The 17,149-nt window shown below is 60.6% G+C and carries 21 protein-coding genes; 15 read left to right on the top strand and 6 right to left on the bottom strand.

Annotated elements, in window-relative coordinates; genetic code table 11:
• Positions 1-115 precede the first annotated feature (115 nt).
• The gene (locus NA619_RS07155) at positions 116-1,249 is read right to left on the bottom strand and encodes a DUF2066 domain-containing protein (RefSeq protein ID WP_255961084.1); all 1,134 of its coding nucleotides are present in this window, start codon (positions 1,247-1,249) and stop codon (positions 116-118) included.
• A gap of 323 nt (positions 1,250-1,572) precedes the next feature.
• On the opposite strand from NA619_RS07155, the gene purM reads away from it, so the two are divergent.
• The 5 genes from purM to dapC are packed head-to-tail and all read left to right on the top strand — an operon-like array spanning position 1,573 to position 5,963.
• Positions 1,573-2,631, top strand: coding sequence for a phosphoribosylformylglycinamidine cyclo-ligase (gene purM, locus NA619_RS07150; RefSeq protein WP_272891671.1), 1,059 nt, complete (start codon positions 1,573-1,575; stop codon positions 2,629-2,631).
• A complete protein-coding gene (gene purN / locus NA619_RS07145) occupies positions 2,631-3,278 on the top strand; it encodes a phosphoribosylglycinamide formyltransferase (protein WP_255961083.1) in 648 nt (215 codons plus the stop codon). Before purM ends, purN begins: the two co-directional genes overlap by 1 nt.
• 8 nt (positions 3,279-3,286) lie before the next feature.
• Positions 3,287-3,997: a DUF3108 domain-containing protein gene (locus NA619_RS07140; RefSeq protein ID WP_255961082.1), complete on the top strand. Its 711-nt coding sequence runs from the start codon at positions 3,287-3,289 to the stop codon at positions 3,995-3,997.
• Between the two features lie 56 nt (positions 3,998-4,053).
• The gene (locus NA619_RS07135; protein ID WP_255961081.1) at positions 4,054-4,713 is read left to right on the top strand and encodes a COG3650 family protein; all 660 of its coding nucleotides are present in this window, start codon (positions 4,054-4,056) and stop codon (positions 4,711-4,713) included.
• Between the two features lie 53 nt (positions 4,714-4,766).
• Positions 4,767-5,963, top strand: coding sequence for a succinyldiaminopimelate transaminase (dapC, locus tag NA619_RS07130; protein WP_255961080.1), 1,197 nt, complete (start codon positions 4,767-4,769; stop codon positions 5,961-5,963).
• 35 nt (positions 5,964-5,998) lie between these two features.
• Here dapC and NA619_RS07125 read toward each other — a convergent pair whose 3' ends face one another.
• Positions 5,999-6,142: a hypothetical protein gene (locus tag NA619_RS07125; RefSeq protein ID WP_255961079.1), complete on the bottom strand. Its 144-nt coding sequence runs from the start codon at positions 6,140-6,142 to the stop codon at positions 5,999-6,001.
• A gap of 11 nt (positions 6,143-6,153) precedes the next feature.
• Complete coding sequence (locus NA619_RS07120; RefSeq protein WP_255961078.1) at positions 6,154-6,399, bottom strand: hypothetical protein; 246 nt, start codon at positions 6,397-6,399, stop codon at positions 6,154-6,156.
• A 137-nt stretch (positions 6,400-6,536) separates the two neighbouring features.
• Here NA619_RS07120 and NA619_RS07115 point away from each other — a divergent pair, with 137 nt between their 5' ends.
• The 5 genes from NA619_RS07115 to NA619_RS07095 all read left to right on the top strand — a co-directional run bounded on the left by NA619_RS07115 (position 6,537) and on the right by NA619_RS07095 (position 10,125).
• Positions 6,537-6,869 (top strand): thioredoxin family protein, encoded by a 333-nt coding sequence (locus NA619_RS07115; protein WP_255961077.1) that lies wholly within the window; start codon positions 6,537-6,539, stop codon positions 6,867-6,869.
• Between the two features lie 106 nt (positions 6,870-6,975).
• Positions 6,976-7,347, top strand: a complete 372-nt coding sequence (locus NA619_RS07110) for an ArsC family reductase (protein WP_255961076.1) — start codon at positions 6,976-6,978, stop codon at positions 7,345-7,347.
• 44 nt (positions 7,348-7,391) lie between these two features.
• The gene (gene dapD / locus NA619_RS07105; RefSeq protein WP_255961075.1) at positions 7,392-8,426 is read left to right on the top strand and encodes a 2,3,4,5-tetrahydropyridine-2,6-dicarboxylate N-succinyltransferase; all 1,035 of its coding nucleotides are present in this window, start codon (positions 7,392-7,394) and stop codon (positions 8,424-8,426) included.
• A gap of 86 nt (positions 8,427-8,512) precedes the next feature.
• Positions 8,513-9,715 carry an aminotransferase class V-fold PLP-dependent enzyme gene (locus tag NA619_RS07100; protein WP_255961074.1) on the top strand — a complete coding sequence of 401 codons (1,203 nt, stop codon included), beginning with the start codon at positions 8,513-8,515 and terminating at the stop codon, positions 9,713-9,715.
• On the top strand, positions 9,712-10,125 hold the full coding sequence (locus NA619_RS07095) for a SufE family protein (RefSeq protein WP_255961073.1): 414 nt from the start codon (positions 9,712-9,714) through the stop codon (positions 10,123-10,125). Before NA619_RS07100 ends, NA619_RS07095 begins: the two co-directional genes overlap by 4 nt.
• Positions 10,126-10,134: 9 nt before the next feature.
• Here NA619_RS07095 and tcdA read toward each other — a convergent pair whose 3' ends face one another.
• A complete protein-coding gene (gene tcdA / locus NA619_RS07090; RefSeq protein ID WP_255961072.1) occupies positions 10,135-10,941 on the bottom strand; it encodes a tRNA cyclic N6-threonylcarbamoyladenosine(37) synthase TcdA in 807 nt (268 codons plus the stop codon).
• A gap of 202 nt (positions 10,942-11,143) precedes the next feature.
• Between tcdA and dapE the strand changes: the two genes are divergently transcribed.
• The 3 genes from dapE to NA619_RS07075 all read left to right on the top strand — a co-directional run bounded on the left by dapE (position 11,144) and on the right by NA619_RS07075 (position 13,568).
• The gene (gene dapE, locus NA619_RS07085; protein WP_255961071.1) at positions 11,144-12,292 is read left to right on the top strand and encodes a succinyl-diaminopimelate desuccinylase; all 1,149 of its coding nucleotides are present in this window, start codon (positions 11,144-11,146) and stop codon (positions 12,290-12,292) included.
• A complete protein-coding gene (locus NA619_RS07080; protein WP_255961070.1) occupies positions 12,286-13,092 on the top strand; it encodes a putative RNA methyltransferase in 807 nt (268 codons plus the stop codon). Before dapE ends, NA619_RS07080 begins: the two co-directional genes overlap by 7 nt.
• 104 nt (positions 13,093-13,196) lie before the next feature.
• Positions 13,197-13,568 carry a hypothetical protein gene (locus tag NA619_RS07075; RefSeq protein WP_255961069.1) on the top strand — a complete coding sequence of 124 codons (372 nt, stop codon included), beginning with the start codon at positions 13,197-13,199 and terminating at the stop codon, positions 13,566-13,568.
• A gap of 101 nt (positions 13,569-13,669) precedes the next feature.
• On the opposite strand, the gene NA619_RS07070 is transcribed toward NA619_RS07075, so the two are convergent.
• Together NA619_RS07070 and NA619_RS07065 are read right to left on the bottom strand one after the other, a co-directional pair.
• On the bottom strand, positions 13,670-14,236 hold the full coding sequence (locus tag NA619_RS07070; protein ID WP_255961068.1) for a DUF1285 domain-containing protein: 567 nt from the start codon (positions 14,234-14,236) through the stop codon (positions 13,670-13,672).
• 9 nt (positions 14,237-14,245) lie between these two features.
• Positions 14,246-14,848, bottom strand: coding sequence for a DUF4823 domain-containing protein (locus tag NA619_RS07065; protein ID WP_255961067.1), 603 nt, complete (start codon positions 14,846-14,848; stop codon positions 14,246-14,248).
• Positions 14,849-15,250: 402 nt separating this feature from the next.
• Here NA619_RS07065 and NA619_RS07060 point away from each other — a divergent pair, with 402 nt between their 5' ends.
• Positions 15,251-15,685 (top strand): hypothetical protein, encoded by a 435-nt coding sequence (locus tag NA619_RS07060; RefSeq protein WP_255961066.1) that lies wholly within the window; start codon positions 15,251-15,253, stop codon positions 15,683-15,685.
• A gap of 36 nt (positions 15,686-15,721) precedes the next feature.
• Positions 15,722-17,143 carry an RAD55 family ATPase gene (locus tag NA619_RS07055; RefSeq protein WP_423836809.1) on the top strand — a complete coding sequence of 474 codons (1,422 nt, stop codon included), beginning with the start codon at positions 15,722-15,724 and terminating at the stop codon, positions 17,141-17,143.
• Positions 17,144-17,149: the final 6 nt, after the last annotated feature.

Genomic DNA, 17,149 nt, shown 5'->3' with positions numbered 1-17,149 from the left:
ATAGGGCCACTGCAGATAAGAAGATCAGCGGCCGCGAGCGCCCGAGATGCAGGCGCTCGCTCCGTTTTGTGGGATTTTCGGCGGCACAGATAGGGTGGCATGCTGATACGCAACCTTACCAACGGTAGCGCAGCACCTCACCCCTATCCTCCGGCTGAGATTGCCGCGACTCAGCCTCGACCCGGGCATCTGCAGCAGCTTGATCGTCAGCCGGTTGAGAGGCGGCATTACCGGCCGACGTATCTTCGCTACCGGCCTCGGTCACGACTTCAGGCTCGTCGCCGCTGTTGGTCTGGGCATCAACCTCATCGGCGGGCACTTCCTGCAAGCGCGCCAATGAGAGTTGTGCCTTGAGCTGATCCTGACTTGCACGCAGGCGATACACCAGCCGGTCACTTTCGACACGCTGCAACTGCGCCCCGAATGGCTCCAGCAAACGGTCCAGCTCGGCAAAACGCGACACATCGGCACCGAGGACTTCGAGTGTGATTTCCGACGTCGCGCCTGGCGCCACCCGATACTGTGGAGCCAGAAAGCTACTAACGGCCAACATCACCTGGTCGGCGACGGCAGCCCGGCTTTCTCCGCTCACTTTGCCTTGCGATTGCTTGTCACCCACCCAAAGGCGCCAGTTAGCTCCCCAGTTTTCGTCAGACTTTTGGGCAACCACAGCGAGCAGTCCATCCGCATCATAGCGGTCGGAAATTTCGCGAAGCCCTTGCGGTTCTTTGGCGCTGACGGTGTCGGCGGTGGCTGCGAGCTGCTCGCTGAGATCGGCCAGGGGAAGCCGCAACGGCAAGCCGCGATGTTGGGCAGCCGCTTGCAATGTGGCGGCGCCCTCCTGGGCATCACCGACAAGCTGCGAGCCATCCGCCGACTCCGTCAGCCACCACGTCAGAATGCTGGGCCGGTCGGCGCCCCACAATGACAGGCCGGCTAAGCGAAGGGCGCGCTCGGTAGTTGTCGGGTCGAAGCTTACGACTACAGCATTGTCTTCGTAGGAATAACGGCTGACCAGCTGTTGCGGGTCCTTACGCAGTTGTACTACAGCGTCCTGGTCCGCTTGGGCTTCCCCGGTAAGACGCAGCACGAGGGTATCGAGCGCCTTGCGCAGCGCCTCTTCCCGCTCTTCGGGCTGCTGGCTGGCCACAGGTTCGCGCACCTTATATAGATCGCTGAGAGGCGCCGCCATGCCGTGAGCGGAAACGACCGCGCAACACAGGGCTAGAAGACGGGGAATAAAGCGCATGCGGATACTCGCTGGCTGGCCGGTCATCGGGAGCCTGTCGGTCGTGTGGCGACAACCGAGTACGGCTACGGTGGGTGAAGCGTTATACCTTAAACAGGCGTCTGAAGCGGGGCAACCACCGTACGGGCGCCTTGCGGGCGCCGCAGCAAAAGCTGAAAGGGTTTCGGTGCTCCTTATACGACGGCCAGGTGCGCGGGATGGTCGCTATGCGGCAAGCCTGATAAAATCGCGCGCTTTCCGCAGACCGGTCCGACGCCCTCTCCGCATCGAGACAACAATCTTGTCCCACCGGTCGCCCCGCACTCTCCTCACAGGTCCGGATTATGAGCAAGCAACCCTCCATCAGCTACAAGGACGCCGGCGTCGACATCGACGCAGGCGAAGCGCTGGTCGAACGCATTAAGGGCGTGGCCAAGCGCACTGCGCGTCCTGAAGTCATGGGCGGGCTGGGCGGCTTCGGCGCGCTCTGCGAAATTCCTGCAGGCTACAAGCAACCGGTACTGGTCTCTGGCACCGACGGCGTGGGCACCAAGCTGCGCCTGGCGTTGAACCTGAACAAGCACGACAGCATCGGGCAAGACCTGGTCGCGATGTGCGTCAACGACCTGGTGGTCTGCGGCGCAGAGCCGCTGTTTTTCCTCGACTACTACGCGACCGGCAAGCTCAACGTCGATATCGCCGCCACCGTAGTCACCGGTATCGGCGCCGGCTGCGAGCTGGCTGGCTGCTCGCTGGTAGGCGGTGAAACCGCGGAAATGCCTGGCATGTATGAAGGCGAGGACTACGACCTCGCCGGCTTCTGCGTGGGTGTAGTGGAGAAAAGCGAAATCATCGACGGATCGAAGGTCTCGGCCGGCGACGCACTGATCGCCCTCCCCTCGTCCGGTCCGCACTCCAATGGCTATTCGCTGATTCGCAAGATCATTGAAGTCGCTGGCACCGATATCGAGACAACTCAGATCGATGGCAAACCGCTCACCGAACTCTTGATGGCGCCGACCCGTATCTACGTCAAGCCGCTACTCAAGCTGATCAAAGAGACAGGCGCCGTGAAAGCCATGGCACACATCACCGGTGGTGGCCTGCTGGACAACATCCCGCGGGTACTCCCAGAAGGCAGCCAGGCGGTGATCGATGTCGCCAGCTGGCAGCGTCCGGCCGTGTTCGACTGGCTGCAACAGCAAGGCAATGTCGACGAACATGAAATGCACCGCGTGCTGAACTGTGGCGTGGGCATGGTCATCTGTGTAGCCCAGGGCGAAGTAGAGAACGTACTCGCGAACCTGCGCAGTTCCGGCGAAAGCCCGTGGCTAATCGGTCAGATCGCTTCAGCCGCCGATGCTGGCGAACGTGTCGTACTGAACAACCTGAAAAGTCACTGATGAGTGCTGCCTGCAACGTTGTGGTGCTCATATCAGGGTCTGGCAGTAACCTGCAGGCCCTGATCGATAGCCTCGGCGAAGACAACCCCTTGCACATTAGTGCCGTTGTTTCGAACCGAGCAGAGGCGCTAGGACTGCAACGGGCCCAGGCTGCTGGAATCGCCACTCACGTGGTGCAGCACCGGGACTTCGCTGATCGGGAAAGCTTCGATGCGGCCCTGATGGAGACCATCGACGCGCATCAGCCGCAACTCGTCGTGCTGGCCGGTTTCATGCGCATCCTGACCCCCGGTTTCGTGCGCCACTACCAAGGCCGCCTGCTCAACATTCACCCCTCTCTGCTGCCCAAGTACAAAGGCCTGGATACTCATCGCCGTGCGCTTGAAGCCGGTGACCGGGAGCACGGTTGCAGCGTGCATTTCGTCACAGAGGAACTCGATGGCGGCCCTGTAGCGGTCCAGGCAGTGCTGACGATCGAAGCCGACCAAAGCATCGGCGCGCTCACCGATCGGGTGCATGCAGCCGAGCACATCATTTACCCACTGGCCGTTCGCTGGTTCGCCGATGGCCGCTTGCGCCTTGCCGAGCAAGGCGCGATGCTGGATGGCGCTCCCTTGCCGGCTACCGGCCACCTGTTAAGACTCTAGGAGATTTTATGCGTTGCGCCTTGCTGCTCGCTCTTGCCGTACTGGCCCTGCCGGTTCAGGCACTTGAGCTCAAGCCCTTCTCCGCCAGCTATACCGCAGACTGGAAGCAGGTGCCCGTTAGTGGCACTGCCCAGCGGAGCCTGGTGAACCTTGAAGGCGATACCTGGGAGCTGGACTTCGAAGCCTCCATGTTGGTGGCCAGCCTGAACGAACGCAGCACTTTCAAGGTGGAGGGCGAAACGCTCGTCCCGCAGAAGTACCGCCTCAAGCGCAGCGGACTCGGCAAGGGCAAGGCTATAAAGCATGACTTCGACTGGTCGGCCAAACAGGTCGTCGGCGAGGACCGTGGCGACCCTGTCAAACTGCCGCTCAATCGAGGCCTTCTCGACAAATCCACTTACCAGATCGCGCTACAGCATGCCGTGGCCACTGGCGAGAAAAGCATGAGCTATCAAGTCGTCGATGGCGATGAGATCGAAACATACGACTTCCGCGTGCTCGGCGAAGAAAAGGTCAATACCAAGGCCGGACAGGTAGATGCGATCAAGGTCGAGCGCGTGCGTGACCCGACTCAGAGCAAGCGCCAGACCATTCTGTGGTTCGCCACCGACTGGGATTACCTGCTGGTCCGACTGCACCAGATCGAGAAGGACGGGAAGGAATACCAGATCATGCTGCAAGAAGGCACTGTTGCCGGCAAGAACGTAAAAGGTGACTGACTCCGGCTGCGCCAGCCCGCTGGCGCAGTAATCCCGCCGCAACGCCGAGCCCGCTCATGACCTCTTCCCGCACCTTGCTGTTCGCCCTGCTGCCCCTGTTCGCCGGTTGCCAATCATTGCCTTGGAGCACTGAGCCCACCCGGCAAGCGACCGAGCGGCTGCAGGGCGAAATCACACGTAACGATGGCACGCTGGTGATGCGCACCTGTCAGGGGCAACGGCAAGTGGAATTGCTCGACGGCGCAGGCACTGGATTGCCGGACGACGCCATGATGCTGGCCGACGGCGAGCCGCTTTTCGGCGACGTACGTGGACGGCTGGACACACGGAGTGACGGCGCCAGCGAATTGCATCTGACCCAGGTCTATCGTCTGCAGAACGAAGGTCAGGGGTGCAATGATCACGAATTCAACGAACTGAAGCTGAGCGCCGCCGGGCACGAACCGGGATGGAACGTGCGCATCACCACCAGCGGCATGCTGCTCGAGCGTCAAGGTCAGAGTCCCCTGGCGATCCCCTATCTCGAGGAGCAGTTGCCAGGCGGTCAAACCAGCTTCAGTAGCGAAGCGAACAGCCAGCGTCTTGACCTGTGGGTGGCGCCGCAGCGCTGCGTAGACGACGCAACTGGGGCTGTGAGCCATTTGACAGCCGAGCTGCGACTCGATGACCAGACCTTGCGTGGCTGCGCCTTTTACGGCGGCGCGCGCGGCGAATGAACTTACCCGGGCGCGCTTTGGCGCGCCAATCGACGCTTCGAAGATCCCCGACCATGAATAACGCCCTGTCCTTGCTGCAGCCCTATCCGTTCGAGAAACTTCGCGCTCTGCTTGCCGACGCCCGACCGCCAGCGGAAAAGCGCCCGATTTCGCTGTCGATCGGCGAGCCTAAACACCCCTCGCCCGATTTCGTGGCGCAGGCGCTCAGCAGCAATCTCGACCAGCTCTCGGTCTACCCCACCACGCTGGGCATCCCGGCGCTGCGGGAGTCCATTGCGCGATGGTGTGAACGGCGATTCGACGTGGCAAATGGCGTCATTGATCCTGCACGGCACGTATTGCCCGTCAACGGTACGCGGGAGGCCCTTTTTGCCTTCACCCAGGCCGTGGTCAATCGCGATCCTGATGCACTGGTGCTCAGCCCGAATCCCTTCTACCAGATCTACGAAGGTGCGGCGTTACTTGCAGGAGCAACGCCTCATTACCTGCCATGTCGGCCGGAAAACGGCTTCAATCCGGATTTTGATTCGGTGACAGCAGATATCTGGAAGCGTACCCAGATCCTCTTTCTCTGCTCCCCTGGCAACCCTACTGGCGCCCTGGTGCCGATGGATGTGCTGAAGCGTCTTATCGCGCTGGCGGACGAACACGATTTCGTCATCGCTGCGGACGAATGCTACAGCGAGCTGTATTTCGATGAGGCGCAACCGCCGGCTGGTCTGCTGTCGGCATGCGCTGCGCTGGGCCGCAACGACTTCAAGCGTTGCGTTGTCTTTCACAGCCTGTCCAAGCGCTCCAACCTGCCGGGGCTGCGGTCGGGATTCGTTGCTGGCGACGCCGATATTCTCAAAGCCTTTTTGCTCTATCGCACCTACCACGGCTGCGCCATGCCGGTGCAGACGCAACTGGCAAGCATCGCCGCCTGGGACGATGAGGTTCATGTGCAGGCCAACCGACAGCTATATCGGGAAAAATTCGACGCGGTACTTGAGATACTCACTCCGGTGATGGATGTGCAGCGCCCGGACGGGGGCTTCTATCTCTGGCCAAGAACACCGGTCGATGATCAACGTTTCACACGGGAGCTGTTCGCCCAGGAACATGTGACGGTTGTGCCCGGCTCGTATCTGTCGAGGAACGTCAATGGTTTCAGCCCTGGCGCTAACCGCGTCCGAATGGCGCTGGTCGCACCGCTGGCCGAGTGCATCGAAGCGGCCCAGCGTATTCGTCATTTCATCGAAACGCTCTGATTGAACTGCCGGACGCCATGGCGTCCGGTTGTCCTTCAGGCAATGCCTGGCGGAATCATGTCCTTGCCGTAATCGCGCAGCTTTTCCAGATTCTCCGGCTTCATATGCTCCGGAATGTCTGCCTTGGTTTCGTCCTGCTTGTCGTTTTCATCGACGTTCGGCTTTTCCGATTCGCTCATGACTACCTCCGTCAGATCGCATTTTCTTCCCAGATCAGCTCACCTTCTTCGCTGACCTCACGCACTTTGGTCAAGGCCGCCTCGGCGGCCACATCGGCCTCAGACGCCAGGTCGTAGCGGCGACCGTTGGCTACCTTGAAAACCTGGGCATTCTCATCAGTGCCGCGGCGTTTGACGGCGATCACCGCCTCGAACGCATCGTCAGCCGGTACTGCCGACGATATGGCTTCGTAATTTTCAAAATGTTTGCGTGCCATGAATGCCCCTCATCGTTGCGATTGTCATCTGTGGACAACAGCACAAGGGTAAAAGGTCTGAACAGGGACATGAGCAGCTGAACCGCTCGGCGTACTGAAGACTCCCATCTGTACGGCCAGCCAGGGGAGATACGGGAATGCCCATGAATGAAACATATACCGCTCACGCACCCACACGCGCCGATGTGGATATGCTCGAAGGCGTTACGTTGCTGGAGTTTGGCACCGCCTGGTGCGGCCATTGCCGCGCGGCGCAGGCTCCATTGGCAAAGGTGCTGGCCGACCGGGATCTTCGCCACCTTAAGATCGAGGATGGCCCCGGCCGTCCGCTTGGCCGCTCGTTTCGCGTCAAACTCTGGCCAACGCTGATTCTGATGCGACATGGCGAGGAACTTGGGCGGCTGATCCGCCCGACCAGTGCGCAGCCTATCGAAGAACTGCTGCACAAGGCTGACGCTGCGTCGAACTGAGCTGACAACTGCCATGAGTGGTAGCGGCGCCGCCGGCTGTCAGCAGGCTTCGCCTCATCGTGGCATAATCCGCGGCCCAGTTTGTCCGGAGAGCCTGGAGCCTGTCATGCCCGATCAAAACAAAGGTCTGTGCCTATATGGCATAAAGGCGTGCGACACGATGAAAAAGGCCCGTACCTGGCTCGACCAGCAGGGACTAAGCTACGAATTCCATGACTATAAGAGCGCCGGCATAGACCGCGCCCACCTGGAAGCCTGGTGCAATGAACATGGCTGGCAGACCGTACTCAACCGTGCTGGCACCACCTTCCGCAAGCTGGACGATGTGCAGAAATCCGATCTGGATCAGGCCAAAGCCATCGAGTTGATGCTGGCGCAGCCATCGATGATCAAACGCCCGGTGCTCGATCTGGGTGAAAAGACGCTGATCGGTTTCAAGCCAGATACCTACGCTGCCGAGCTGGCGGCCAAGAACTGATACCCGCTCGCCTGAACGAGCGCGAATGATTAAAAGGATTCCCCATGAGCAACTCTCTATTCAGCGTGGCGTTCGGCGTCGGCACTCAAAACCGTCAGGGCAACTGGCTCGAAGTGTTCTACGCACAACCCATGCTGCGGCCCGCAGGCGAACTCGTCTCGGCCATCGCCCCGCTGCTGAAATATGAAGGCGGCAACCAGGCAATCAGCATCACCACCACTCAGGCGGCACAGCTGGCTGATGCAGTCAAATCCATTGACAGCGTTCAGCACGCGCTGCTTACCCGGCTTGCGGAAAGCCAGCGTCCATTGGTGGTCACCCTGCTAGCAGATGACTCCGCACTGACCTCCACGCCGGAGGCATACCTTAAGCTCCACCTGATTTCTCATCGCCTGGTCAAGCCTCATGGCCTGAACCTGACGGGCATCTTCCCGTTGCTGCCCAACGTAGCCTGGACCAACCAGGGCGCGGTTGACCTTGGCGAATTGGCCGAGCGCCAGCTGGAAGCACGCCTAAAGGGCTACCTGCTGGAAGTTGTCTCGGTCGACAAATTCCCCAAGATGACCGACTACGTAGTCCCAGCTGGCGTGCGTATCGCTGACAGCGCGCGTATTCGCCTCGGCGCTTATGTGGGCGAAGGCACCACCGTCATGCATGAAGGTTTCATCAACTTCAATGCTGGCACCGAAGGCCCGGGAATGATCGAAGGTCGCGTCTCGGCCGGCGTGTTCGTCGGTAAGGGCTCAGACCTGGGCGGCGGCTGCTCGACCATGGGCACGCTTTCCGGCGGCGGCAACATCGTGATCTCGGTGGGCGAAGGCTGCCTGATCGGCGCGAATGCCGGCATCGGCATCCCGCTGGGTGATCGCAACACCGTGGAGTCCGGCCTGTATATCACTGCGGGCACCAAGGTGAATCTGCTCGACGAGCAAGGCGAACTGGTCAAGGTGGTCAAGGCGCGCGAGCTGGCGGGGCAGACCGACCTCCTGTTCCGCCGTAATTCGTTGACCGGCGCAGTCGAATGCAAGACGCACAAGTCCGCAATCGAGCTGAACGAAGCGCTGCACGCGCATAACTAACCGCATGGCTCGAAGCTGAAAGCCCGGGGGCTGGAGGACAACGGCGCCGCTTTCAGCTCCCTGCCTCCAGCTCAAGGTTTACCGCTATGCTTTTTTCCCCCTGGCGTGCCGATTTCCCCGCCCTGGCAATCCTAGAAAGTCAGGGGCAGACCTACCTCGACAGCGCCGCCACGTCGCAAAAGCCGCAGGCGCTGATCGACGCGCTTACCGGTTACTACACTTGCGGTACCGCTAACGTCCATCGAGCCCAGCATCTGCCAGCCGAACGGGCGACGCGCGCCTTCGAGGATGCCCGCATCAAGGTAGCGCAGTGGCTCAATGCAGCCTGCCCGACTGAGATCGTCTTTACCCGGGGTGCCACTGAAGCGCTCAATCTCCTCGCCTACGGGCTCGAGCACCTGATCAAAACCGATGACGAAATCGTGATCAGTGCGCTGGAGCATCACGCCAATCTTCTGCCCTGGCAGCAGTTGGCGCGACGGCGCGGAGCCAGGCTGGTCGTATTGCCGCTCGACGCGCGAGGAGTGATCGATCTGGACGCTGCAGCCAACCTGATCGGTCCTCGCACTCGGCTGCTCGCGGTCAGCCAGCTTTCCAATGTGCTCGGCACCTGGCAACCCCTGGCCGAACTGCTGCCAATGGCCAGGCAACAAGGCGCGCTGACAATAGTCGACGGCGCTCAAGGTGTGGTGCATGGACGGCACGACATGCAGGCGCTCGACTGCGATTTCTATGTGCTTTCCAGTCACAAGCTGTATGGGCCGGAAGGCGTCGGTGCACTCTACGGCCGTGGCGAGTCATTGTTGCAGCTCAAGCACTGGCAATTCGGCGGCGAGATGGTACGCGTTGCCGATTTTCAGAGCGCGGATTTTCATGCTGCGCCACTGGGCTTTGAAGCCGGCACGCCGCCCATCGGCAGTGTCATCGGCCTGGGCGCCACGCTCGATTATCTGTCGAGGCTCGACGCTGCTGCGGTAACGGGACACGAGCAGGCACTGCACATGAAGCTTCTCGCCGGCCTGCAGGCACGTGATGGGGTGCAGCTGCTATCCGAGCCGCAGACCGCGCTGGCCAGCTTTACCGTTGAGGGCATTCATCATGGTGATCTGGCCCACCTGCTCACCGAACAGGGCATCGCCGTACGCAGCGGCACACACTGCGCGCAGCCCTTGATGAAAACCCTAGGCGTCGACGGCGCTATCCGGGTGTCACTCGGGCTGTATAACGATGGCGTCGATCTGGAGCGCTTCTTCGGCGCCCTCGATCAGGCGATGGACGTGTTGCGGTGATCGCGCTTTCCGAAGCGGCCGCCGAAACGCTGGAGAGCTTCCAGCAGGCCGCGGGCTGGGAGCAACGCGCTCGGTTGCTGATGCAATGGGGCGACCGCCTTGAGCCCCTTGCCGAGGCCGAGCGCAGCGAGCCGAACCTCGTGTCTGGCTGTGATAGCAAGCTCTGGCTGGTCAGTGATCACCAGGATGGTCGCCTGAATTTCCGCGGCACCAGCGAAGCGCGCTTGCTGCGCGGCTTGCTAGCCGTGTTGCTGGTTCGGGTAAATGGACTGGAGGGGCAAGCGCTTCAGCAACTCGACGCCACGGAGTGGTTCACCCAGCTCGGTCTGTCGCGGCAGTTGTCGCCGTCCCGCGCCAACGGAATGAGTGCGGTTCTGCAGCGGATGCGTGAGCTGGTGTCGACAGGCTGAGCCTGGCACTCAGGACCGAACACGCTCCGCCGGACGTCGTGCCCCCGCAACCAGTTTGTCCACTGCACGGGCCGCAGCCACCAGACCAAAACTGGCCGTGACCATCATCGCCGCACCGAACCCGCCCGCGCAGTCGAGCTTCACGCCCTCACCAACGAAACTCTTGCTCTGGCAGACGCCACCGTCCGGCTTGGGATAACGCAGTTGCTCGGTGGAGAATACGCAGGGCACGCTGTAGGTGCGACCCGGCGTACGCGAGAAGTTGTACTCACGCCGCAGCAGCGAGCGCACCTTTGCAGCCAGCGGGTCGTTGAAGGTCTTGTTCAGATCGGCAACTTGAATCTGCGTCGGGTCCACCTGCCCTCCCGCGCCGCCCGTGGCGATGATCTGAATCTTGCGACGCTTGCACCAGGCGATGAGCGCCGCCTTGGCCGGCACGCTGTCGATGCAGTCGATCACACAGTCCATCTGTTCGGTGATGTACTCGGCCATGGTTTCGCGAGTCACGAAGTCGGCCACTGCATGCACCACGCACTGCGGGTTGATCGCCTTGATCCGCGCAGCCATCTCGTCGACTTTCGGTTTACCTACCGCGCCTTCCAAAGCATGAACCTGCCGATTGGTATTGGTGATGCAAACGTCGTCCAGGTCGTACAGGCTGATCTCACCGACACCACTGCGCGCCAGCGCCTCGGCGGCCCAGGAACCGACGCCACCAATGCCGACCACTGCAACATGCGCCGCGGCCAGGCGCTCGAGACCGGGGTTGCCGTATAGGCGTGCGATACCGCCGAAGCGCTGATCGTCGAAAGACATGCTGATACCCAAGAAGAACGACGGGCAATTATAGGCGCTCATGCTCCCCAAAACAGAGCCTGCGCTCTGCCACCGGCCGGCCGGCCTATGGCATACGCCACCAAAGCCGGCACACGTGAAGCTGGCGCCACCACTCGACCCGCGGCAGTAACCGGGTTTTGCTTTAATATGGCGCCCTTTCCCCGCCCGCCCCGGAGCCGTGATGACCGCCGCCGCCCTCTCCCCGACCCTCGAACTCGCTTGCGAACTGATCAATCGGCCCTCGGTCACACCGCTGGACGAAGGCTGCCAGGGGCTGATGAGCGAACGCCTTGCCGCATGCGGGTTCGCCATCGAGCCGATGCGTATCGAAGACGTGGAGAATTTCTGGGCGATCCGCGGGAACGAGGGTCCCGTATTGTGCTTTGCTGGACACACTGATGTCGTCCCGACCGGCCCTCTGCAGGCCTGGCAGAACCCACCGTTTGCTGCACGCATCGACGAACAGGGAATGCTTCACGGGCGTGGCGCGGCAGACATGAAAGGCAGCCTGGCATCGATGATCGTCGCGGTGGAGCGCTTCACTGCCGAATACCCGAGTCACAAGGGGCAGATTGCCTTTTTGATCACCAGCGATGAGGAAGGTCCGGCGCATCATGGTACCAAGGCGGTTGTCGAACGCCTTCGCCAGCGCGCTCAGCGACTGGACTGGTGCATCGTCGGTGAGCCATCGAGCACCAAGCTGGTCGGCGATGTGGTCAAGAATGGTCGACGCGGCTCACTGGGGGGCACGTTGACTGTGCGCGGAAAACAGGGTCACGTGGCCTACCCGCATCTGGCCAACAATCCGATCCATCTGGCTGCACCTGCATTGGCCGAGCTGGCTGCCGAACACTGGGATGATGGCAACGCGTTCTTCCCGCCGACCAGCTTCCAGATTTCCAACCTGAACGCCGGCACTGGGGCCACGAATGTCATTCCCGGGACGCTGGAGGCGGTGTTCAACTTCCGTTTCTCGACCGAATCCACCGTCGAAGGCCTGCAGCAACGCACCGCCGCGATACTCGATAAGCACGGCCTGGATTGGAGCGTCGACTGGGCACTATCAGGCCTCCCCTTCCTGACCGAACCAGGTGACCTGCTCGACGGCGTGGCCAGAGCGATCCGCAGCGTGACCGGCCGCGAAACCACGCCATCCACCAGCGGCGGCACATCCGATGGTCGCTTTATCGCGACCCTCGGTACCCAGGTCGTCGAGCTGGGGCCAGTCAACGCGACGATCCACCAAGTGGACGAACATATCCTTGCCAGCGATCTCGATCTACTGACCGAGATCTACTACCAGACCCTGGTCAACCTCCTCGCATGCTGATCTGCCCAATCTGCCGGGGCGAACTTATCGCCCTCGACAACGGCGTGACATGCCCTGCCAACCATCGTTTCGATCGGGCACGTCAGGGCTATCTCAATCTGCTTCCCGTGCAGCACAAGAATAGCCGTGACCCAGGCGACAACCAGGCCATGGTTGAAGCACGGCGGCGGTTTCTCGATGGCGGCCACTACGCTCCATTAGCTATGCGCCTGGCGCAGCTGGCAGCCGAGCGCGCTCCGAAACGCTGGCTGGATATCGGCTGTGGCGAAGGCTATTACACGGCACAGATTGGCCAGGCACTCCCGGAAGCGGACGGCTACGCGCTGGATATCTCCCGCGAAGCGGTAAAACGCGCCTGCAAACGTGCGCCGCAGGTCGAATGGTTGGTTGCGAGCATGGCTCGCGTGCCAATGGCCGACGCCAGCTGCGAACTGCTCGCGAGTGTTTTCAGCCCTTTGGACTGGGATGAAGCCCGGCGCCTGCTCGCACCCGGCGGCGGACTGCTGCGCATGGGCCCGACCCGCGAACACCTCTGGGAACTGCGCGGCCTGCTGTACGACGAGATCCGCGAATACGATGACGAGAAACACCTGACCCTGATCCCGGACGGCATGCATCTGGCCCATAGCGAGACCTTATCTTTCGAATTGCAGCTGGACAGTGCCCAAGCTCGCGCCGATCTGCTGGCCATGACGCCGCATGGCTGGCGTGCGAGCGCAGAGCGCCGCACGGCGGTCGTCAACGCGCCACTGCGGGTGCGGGTTGCGATACGCTACGACTGGATCGAGAGAGACAGGTAAAACCCAGCTTCTGAAGCATGCGATGCACACGACAGCACTGGCACCCTTCCACGATGGGTTCCTGATCACTTCACGCCATCTACTACCCGACAAGGCCACCGCTCATGCGTCAACCGGACATCGAAATCTATCTCAGGGATGCCAGCCATGAGGCTGTCACCGAATGGCTGACCCAGGCCCTGGGCGCCTGTTCACCTTGGGAGCCCAAGGGCAAGACGTTCAAATGCAGGGCCGGCGAGGTTCCGGTGACATGGTTGCCAAAGGCGGTCGGGAAATGGCACAGCCTTTTGCTCGAGAGCGATTCAACACCCTGGGATGACGACATCGCCTGTGCCCGCGCCGCTCATCAGGTACTCGGAGTCGAGATCCGCTGCGCACCGGGTGGCTGGCAGGAAGAAGAATCGGTAGAAGACGCTGATCGTTGGATAAGCATCAGCGAGCGCGGCGAAGAGGAGATCGTCTGGCGCACGGATTGAGCTCCCTCGCCCACTAACCCGCAGCCGACGCTCCAATCAGAGGTTCTAACCTCTGCGGCCAGAGGCGCTAGCTAAATGCCCGGGTAAGCGCTGCTGGAAGATTACTCGGCGCGGCCGATCGGAAAGAAATGACCGTGGCTCCATACCCCCAGCCACTTGGCGCCATCTATCTCGCGCGGCTCCGCCAGCTCAACCAACTGATAGAAGACGTTGCGATGGATCAGCGCCTCCAGGTTGGCGCGAACATGTACGTAAGGCGCCGGTTCCTGAGTCTCGGGATCGATTTCGACCCGCATCGGATGCTCTTCACCTGCTTCGGTTTCATCACCAACATTGGTGACGAAGCGAAGAACCTGAGCCTCGCCGCTGCCCTCGGCAATCAGCTCAACCGCCACGAAAGGCGCGTCATCGACAGTGATGCCGACCTTCTCAACCGGCGTCACCAGAAAGTAATCGTCACCGTCTCGCCGAATCACGGTAGAAAAAAGCCGCACCATGGCGGGACGACCTATGGGCGTACCTTGATAGAACCAGCTGCCATCGCGCGCAATCCGCATGTCGATATCGCCGCAGAACGGCGGGTTCCAGAGGTGAACAGGTGGCAGGCCCTTATTTTTTTCTTGTGGAATCTGGCCGAGCAGATTCTCGGCTTTTCCAGCATCACTCATGTGTGCTCCTTAGCGACTCAGGCCCGTCAGGCGCCTGGCGTAGTCTCGCAACGGCGGCCCCAACAGGAGTTGCGGCGTTGCGTCATAGATGTTCCACAGCCCGCCTCGGCTACGGATTCGTGCCGTGTCGACCAGGTAGCGAGTCCCGGTCTCGAACAACATCAGCTGCACCACGCTGGTGTCCACACCGAGGCGATCGAGCGCGCGTTGATCATTGAGTTCATCGAAACTGCCTATGCGGTCATCCGCAGCGGCAAAACGGGTGTACAGCAAGTAATGGGCACCAGCAACCGCCGCCTGGTTCAATGCCTCGTCCAATCCGGCCGGATCAGGAGCGCGCCGTACCAGCGGGAAATACTCGACAAACCCCTTGAAGGCTTCTTCTGCGACAACGTTTGGTCGCGGGTAGGCATCCCCCGGCGGGACGAAGTGCCCCTGTGCGATATAGATGAAGGAGTCGGGCTGCAAGCGCCACGAAGCCGAGCGCACGGTCTCGCTGTGGTCGAGTATGCCGACGTCGCGAAGTTGATGGCGTGTACCCTCGGCCATATCGCTTACCTTCATGCAGCCGCTTAATACGAGCGCGGCTACGATAAGGCTAAACACTTTCATCTCTCGCTCCTGGCGTGACGGAAAACCGACGATTGACGTAGCAATGCAGCAAACACGCCAGTTCTGACGGTACCGTTTTCCATCGTGTGGGAAAGCCGGTGTCATCAGCTCGATACGTTGTCCTCCGAAGCAAACCGTAGCTCACGCCCATGCGTCCGATTGGCGCGACGGTATTCGAATAAACAGGCGGCGCCAAAGCACCAGCAGCAAAGTTGATGTACCCGAGCCGGGATAGACGGGTTTATTCGACGAGCCTAACGGCGAAGCGCATCCATGTTGGCGACGTTTTATCTACCGATGTTGTCTGAAATAGATACGAAGCTACCGTGAGGGGCAGTTAAGTCTGTGCTTTTTTTCTTAGGGTGTACTATCAACATAGTCCCCATCAGGTATGAGCGAGCCATGTCCACGCCAAGCGAAGAGAGCAATGAGATCGTAGCTTCTCTAACGCGTCGCGTTGGCCCTGACGCTAACACCGCAGCGGTCGCACAGACGATCATATCCATACTGCAGGACATAGACTCAGCACTGGCGCCCATCCTCGGGCCGCAAGGCGTTGCCGCGCTGTATCGCCGTAGCCTTCACCTCTGCCTATCCAACCACCCGCACCTCACCAGCGTATATGCCGAGTTGCAGGCTTCTCTGGATCTGACAGCTCTGCAGGCCCTGCTCGTTGAGCAAAGCGTAGCCGAAGCTCTGTTTTTTGGTGAAGTGTTGCTAGTTACATTCCACAAACTGCTGACCACGCTTATTGGTTCCTCGCTCACCACCCGCTTGCTTCGCGGTGTGTGGAAACCCATTTCGAGCGAAACCCCTGCGCAGGAAAAATCGCCATGAGCACCCAAAGCGACTATAAACCGTCTGGCCACCGGTGTGCCGGGGTTGGACGAAGTGCTCGGCGGAGGGTTGCCGGAGTTCTCGTTCAACCTGATCGCCGGCCCCCCAGGTTGTGGCAAAACCACCCTGGCACATCAGATGATGTTCGCCTTGGCAACACCCGAACGCCCCGCACTTTTTTTTACGATGCTAGGCGAGCCACCGCTGAAAATGCTGCGCTATCAACAGCAGTTCGAGTTCTTCGACAGCGAAGCGATCAACCAGTCGATCCGCTACATCAATCTGGCTGACGACACCCTGGCCGGAGACCTGGACGAAGTGCTGCGGCGTATCGTCAGCGAAGTCGAAAGTCATTCGCCCGCGCTGGTGTTCGTCGATTCGTTCCGTTCGGTAGTGCTGGCAAGCCAGACCCAGAACAACCCGAACAACAATCTGCCGCAGTTCGTTCAGCAACTCGGCATGCTGATGACCACTTGGCAGGCAACGACATTTCTGATTGGTGAGTACTTCACCGAAACCGATACCAACCCGATTTTCACCGTGGCCGATGGGCTGATCTGGCTGCGCCAGAGCGTTCAGCGCAATTCCATGGTTCGCAAGATGGAAATCATGAAGATGCGTGGCCAGCCGACATTGCCTGGTTTGCACACTTTCCGAATCGCCAGCTCAGGAATCAAGGTATTTGCACCCGCGGCGTCCAGTACCGTCGAGGCACCGCGAACCTTCCCTATGAAGCGCCTGAATATGGGCGTACCGCGGCTCGACGATATGCTGGGCGGCGGCCTCCCTCGGGGCTACTCACTGCTCGTGGCCGGGCCATCGGGTTCTGGTAAAAGCATTCTGGCTGCATCTTTCCTCGCAGAGGGTGTTCGCAATGGCGAAACCGGGGTCATCGCCGTATTCGAACAACGACCCAATCGCTCGCAAAATGCCACCCTTGCCGATTTGATCAAGAACGACCAAGTCGGTTTGGTCGACAGTCGTGCCCCGGACCTATCCATCGATGAAATCGTTTCTCAGCTGTTAAGCGAAATCGACAGATTGAAGGCGACCCGCGTGGTGATCGATTCACTATCGGGCTTCGAACTGGCGCTGGCACCTACCTTCCGCGAAGACTATCGGGAATCGCTTTCAAGGATGGTTACCGCACTGACCTCTGTTGGGGTGAGTGTGCTGATGACTTCGGAGCTGGAAGATCGCTACACGGACTTGCGATTCAGCCCTTACGGTACGGCGTTCCTCACCGACGCCATTATCGTCCAGTGCTATATCGAGGTGGAGAGCCGCTTGTTGCGCATCATGGCGGTGGTCAAGGTGCGCGCCAGCAGCCATTCGGATGAGTTGCGCCTGTATCGCATTGACGATAACGGACTACTGATCGGAGAGATGCTGTCGGATCAAGAAGGTCTGCTCGGAGGCCGGCCTACCCGACGGCGTCCAAGCGGGGACGAGGAGTGAACACAA

This window comes from Stutzerimonas stutzeri (assembly GCF_024448895.1).
In the GTDB taxonomy this organism is placed as follows: Bacteria; Pseudomonadota; Gammaproteobacteria; order Pseudomonadales; family Pseudomonadaceae; genus Stutzerimonas; species Stutzerimonas stutzeri_Q.
Note: the sequence above shows the minus strand (reverse complement) of the source record. Positions and strands in the feature narration are given on the sequence as shown.

Coding starts and splice junctions, on each gene's coding strand:
- NA619_RS07100 (WP_255961074.1), top strand. CDS start 8,513: ATGCTTTTTTCCCCCTGGCGTGCCGATTTCCCCGCCCTGGCAATCCTA.
- NA619_RS07110 (WP_255961076.1), top strand. CDS start 6,976: ATGCCCGATCAAAACAAAGGTCTGTGCCTATATGGCATAAAGGCGTGC.
- NA619_RS07070 (WP_255961068.1), bottom strand. CDS start 14,236: ATGAGTGATGCTGGAAAAGCCGAGAATCTGCTCGGCCAGATTCCACAA.
- NA619_RS07115 (WP_255961077.1), top strand. CDS start 6,537: ATGCCCATGAATGAAACATATACCGCTCACGCACCCACACGCGCCGAT.
- NA619_RS07155 (WP_255961084.1), bottom strand. CDS start 1,249: ATGCGCTTTATTCCCCGTCTTCTAGCCCTGTGTTGCGCGGTCGTTTCC.
- NA619_RS07075 (WP_255961069.1), top strand. CDS start 13,197: ATGCGTCAACCGGACATCGAAATCTATCTCAGGGATGCCAGCCATGAG.
- purN (WP_255961083.1), top strand. CDS start 2,631: ATGAGTGCTGCCTGCAACGTTGTGGTGCTCATATCAGGGTCTGGCAGT.
- dapC (WP_255961080.1), top strand. CDS start 4,767: ATGAATAACGCCCTGTCCTTGCTGCAGCCCTATCCGTTCGAGAAACTT.
- NA619_RS07140 (WP_255961082.1), top strand. CDS start 3,287: ATGCGTTGCGCCTTGCTGCTCGCTCTTGCCGTACTGGCCCTGCCGGTT.
- dapD (WP_255961075.1), top strand. CDS start 7,392: ATGAGCAACTCTCTATTCAGCGTGGCGTTCGGCGTCGGCACTCAAAAC.
- NA619_RS07135 (WP_255961081.1), top strand. CDS start 4,054: ATGACCTCTTCCCGCACCTTGCTGTTCGCCCTGCTGCCCCTGTTCGCC.
- NA619_RS07125 (WP_255961079.1), bottom strand. CDS start 6,142: ATGAGCGAATCGGAAAAGCCGAACGTCGATGAAAACGACAAGCAGGAC.
- NA619_RS07080 (WP_255961070.1), top strand. CDS start 12,286: ATGCTGATCTGCCCAATCTGCCGGGGCGAACTTATCGCCCTCGACAAC.
- NA619_RS07120 (WP_255961078.1), bottom strand. CDS start 6,399: ATGGCACGCAAACATTTTGAAAATTACGAAGCCATATCGTCGGCAGTA.
- dapE (WP_255961071.1), top strand. CDS start 11,144: ATGACCGCCGCCGCCCTCTCCCCGACCCTCGAACTCGCTTGCGAACTG.
- NA619_RS07065 (WP_255961067.1), bottom strand. CDS start 14,848: ATGAAAGTGTTTAGCCTTATCGTAGCCGCGCTCGTATTAAGCGGCTGC.
- NA619_RS07060 (WP_255961066.1), top strand. CDS start 15,251: ATGTCCACGCCAAGCGAAGAGAGCAATGAGATCGTAGCTTCTCTAACG.
- purM (WP_272891671.1), top strand. CDS start 1,573: ATGAGCAAGCAACCCTCCATCAGCTACAAGGACGCCGGCGTCGACATC.
- tcdA (WP_255961072.1), bottom strand. CDS start 10,941: ATGTCTTTCGACGATCAGCGCTTCGGCGGTATCGCACGCCTATACGGC.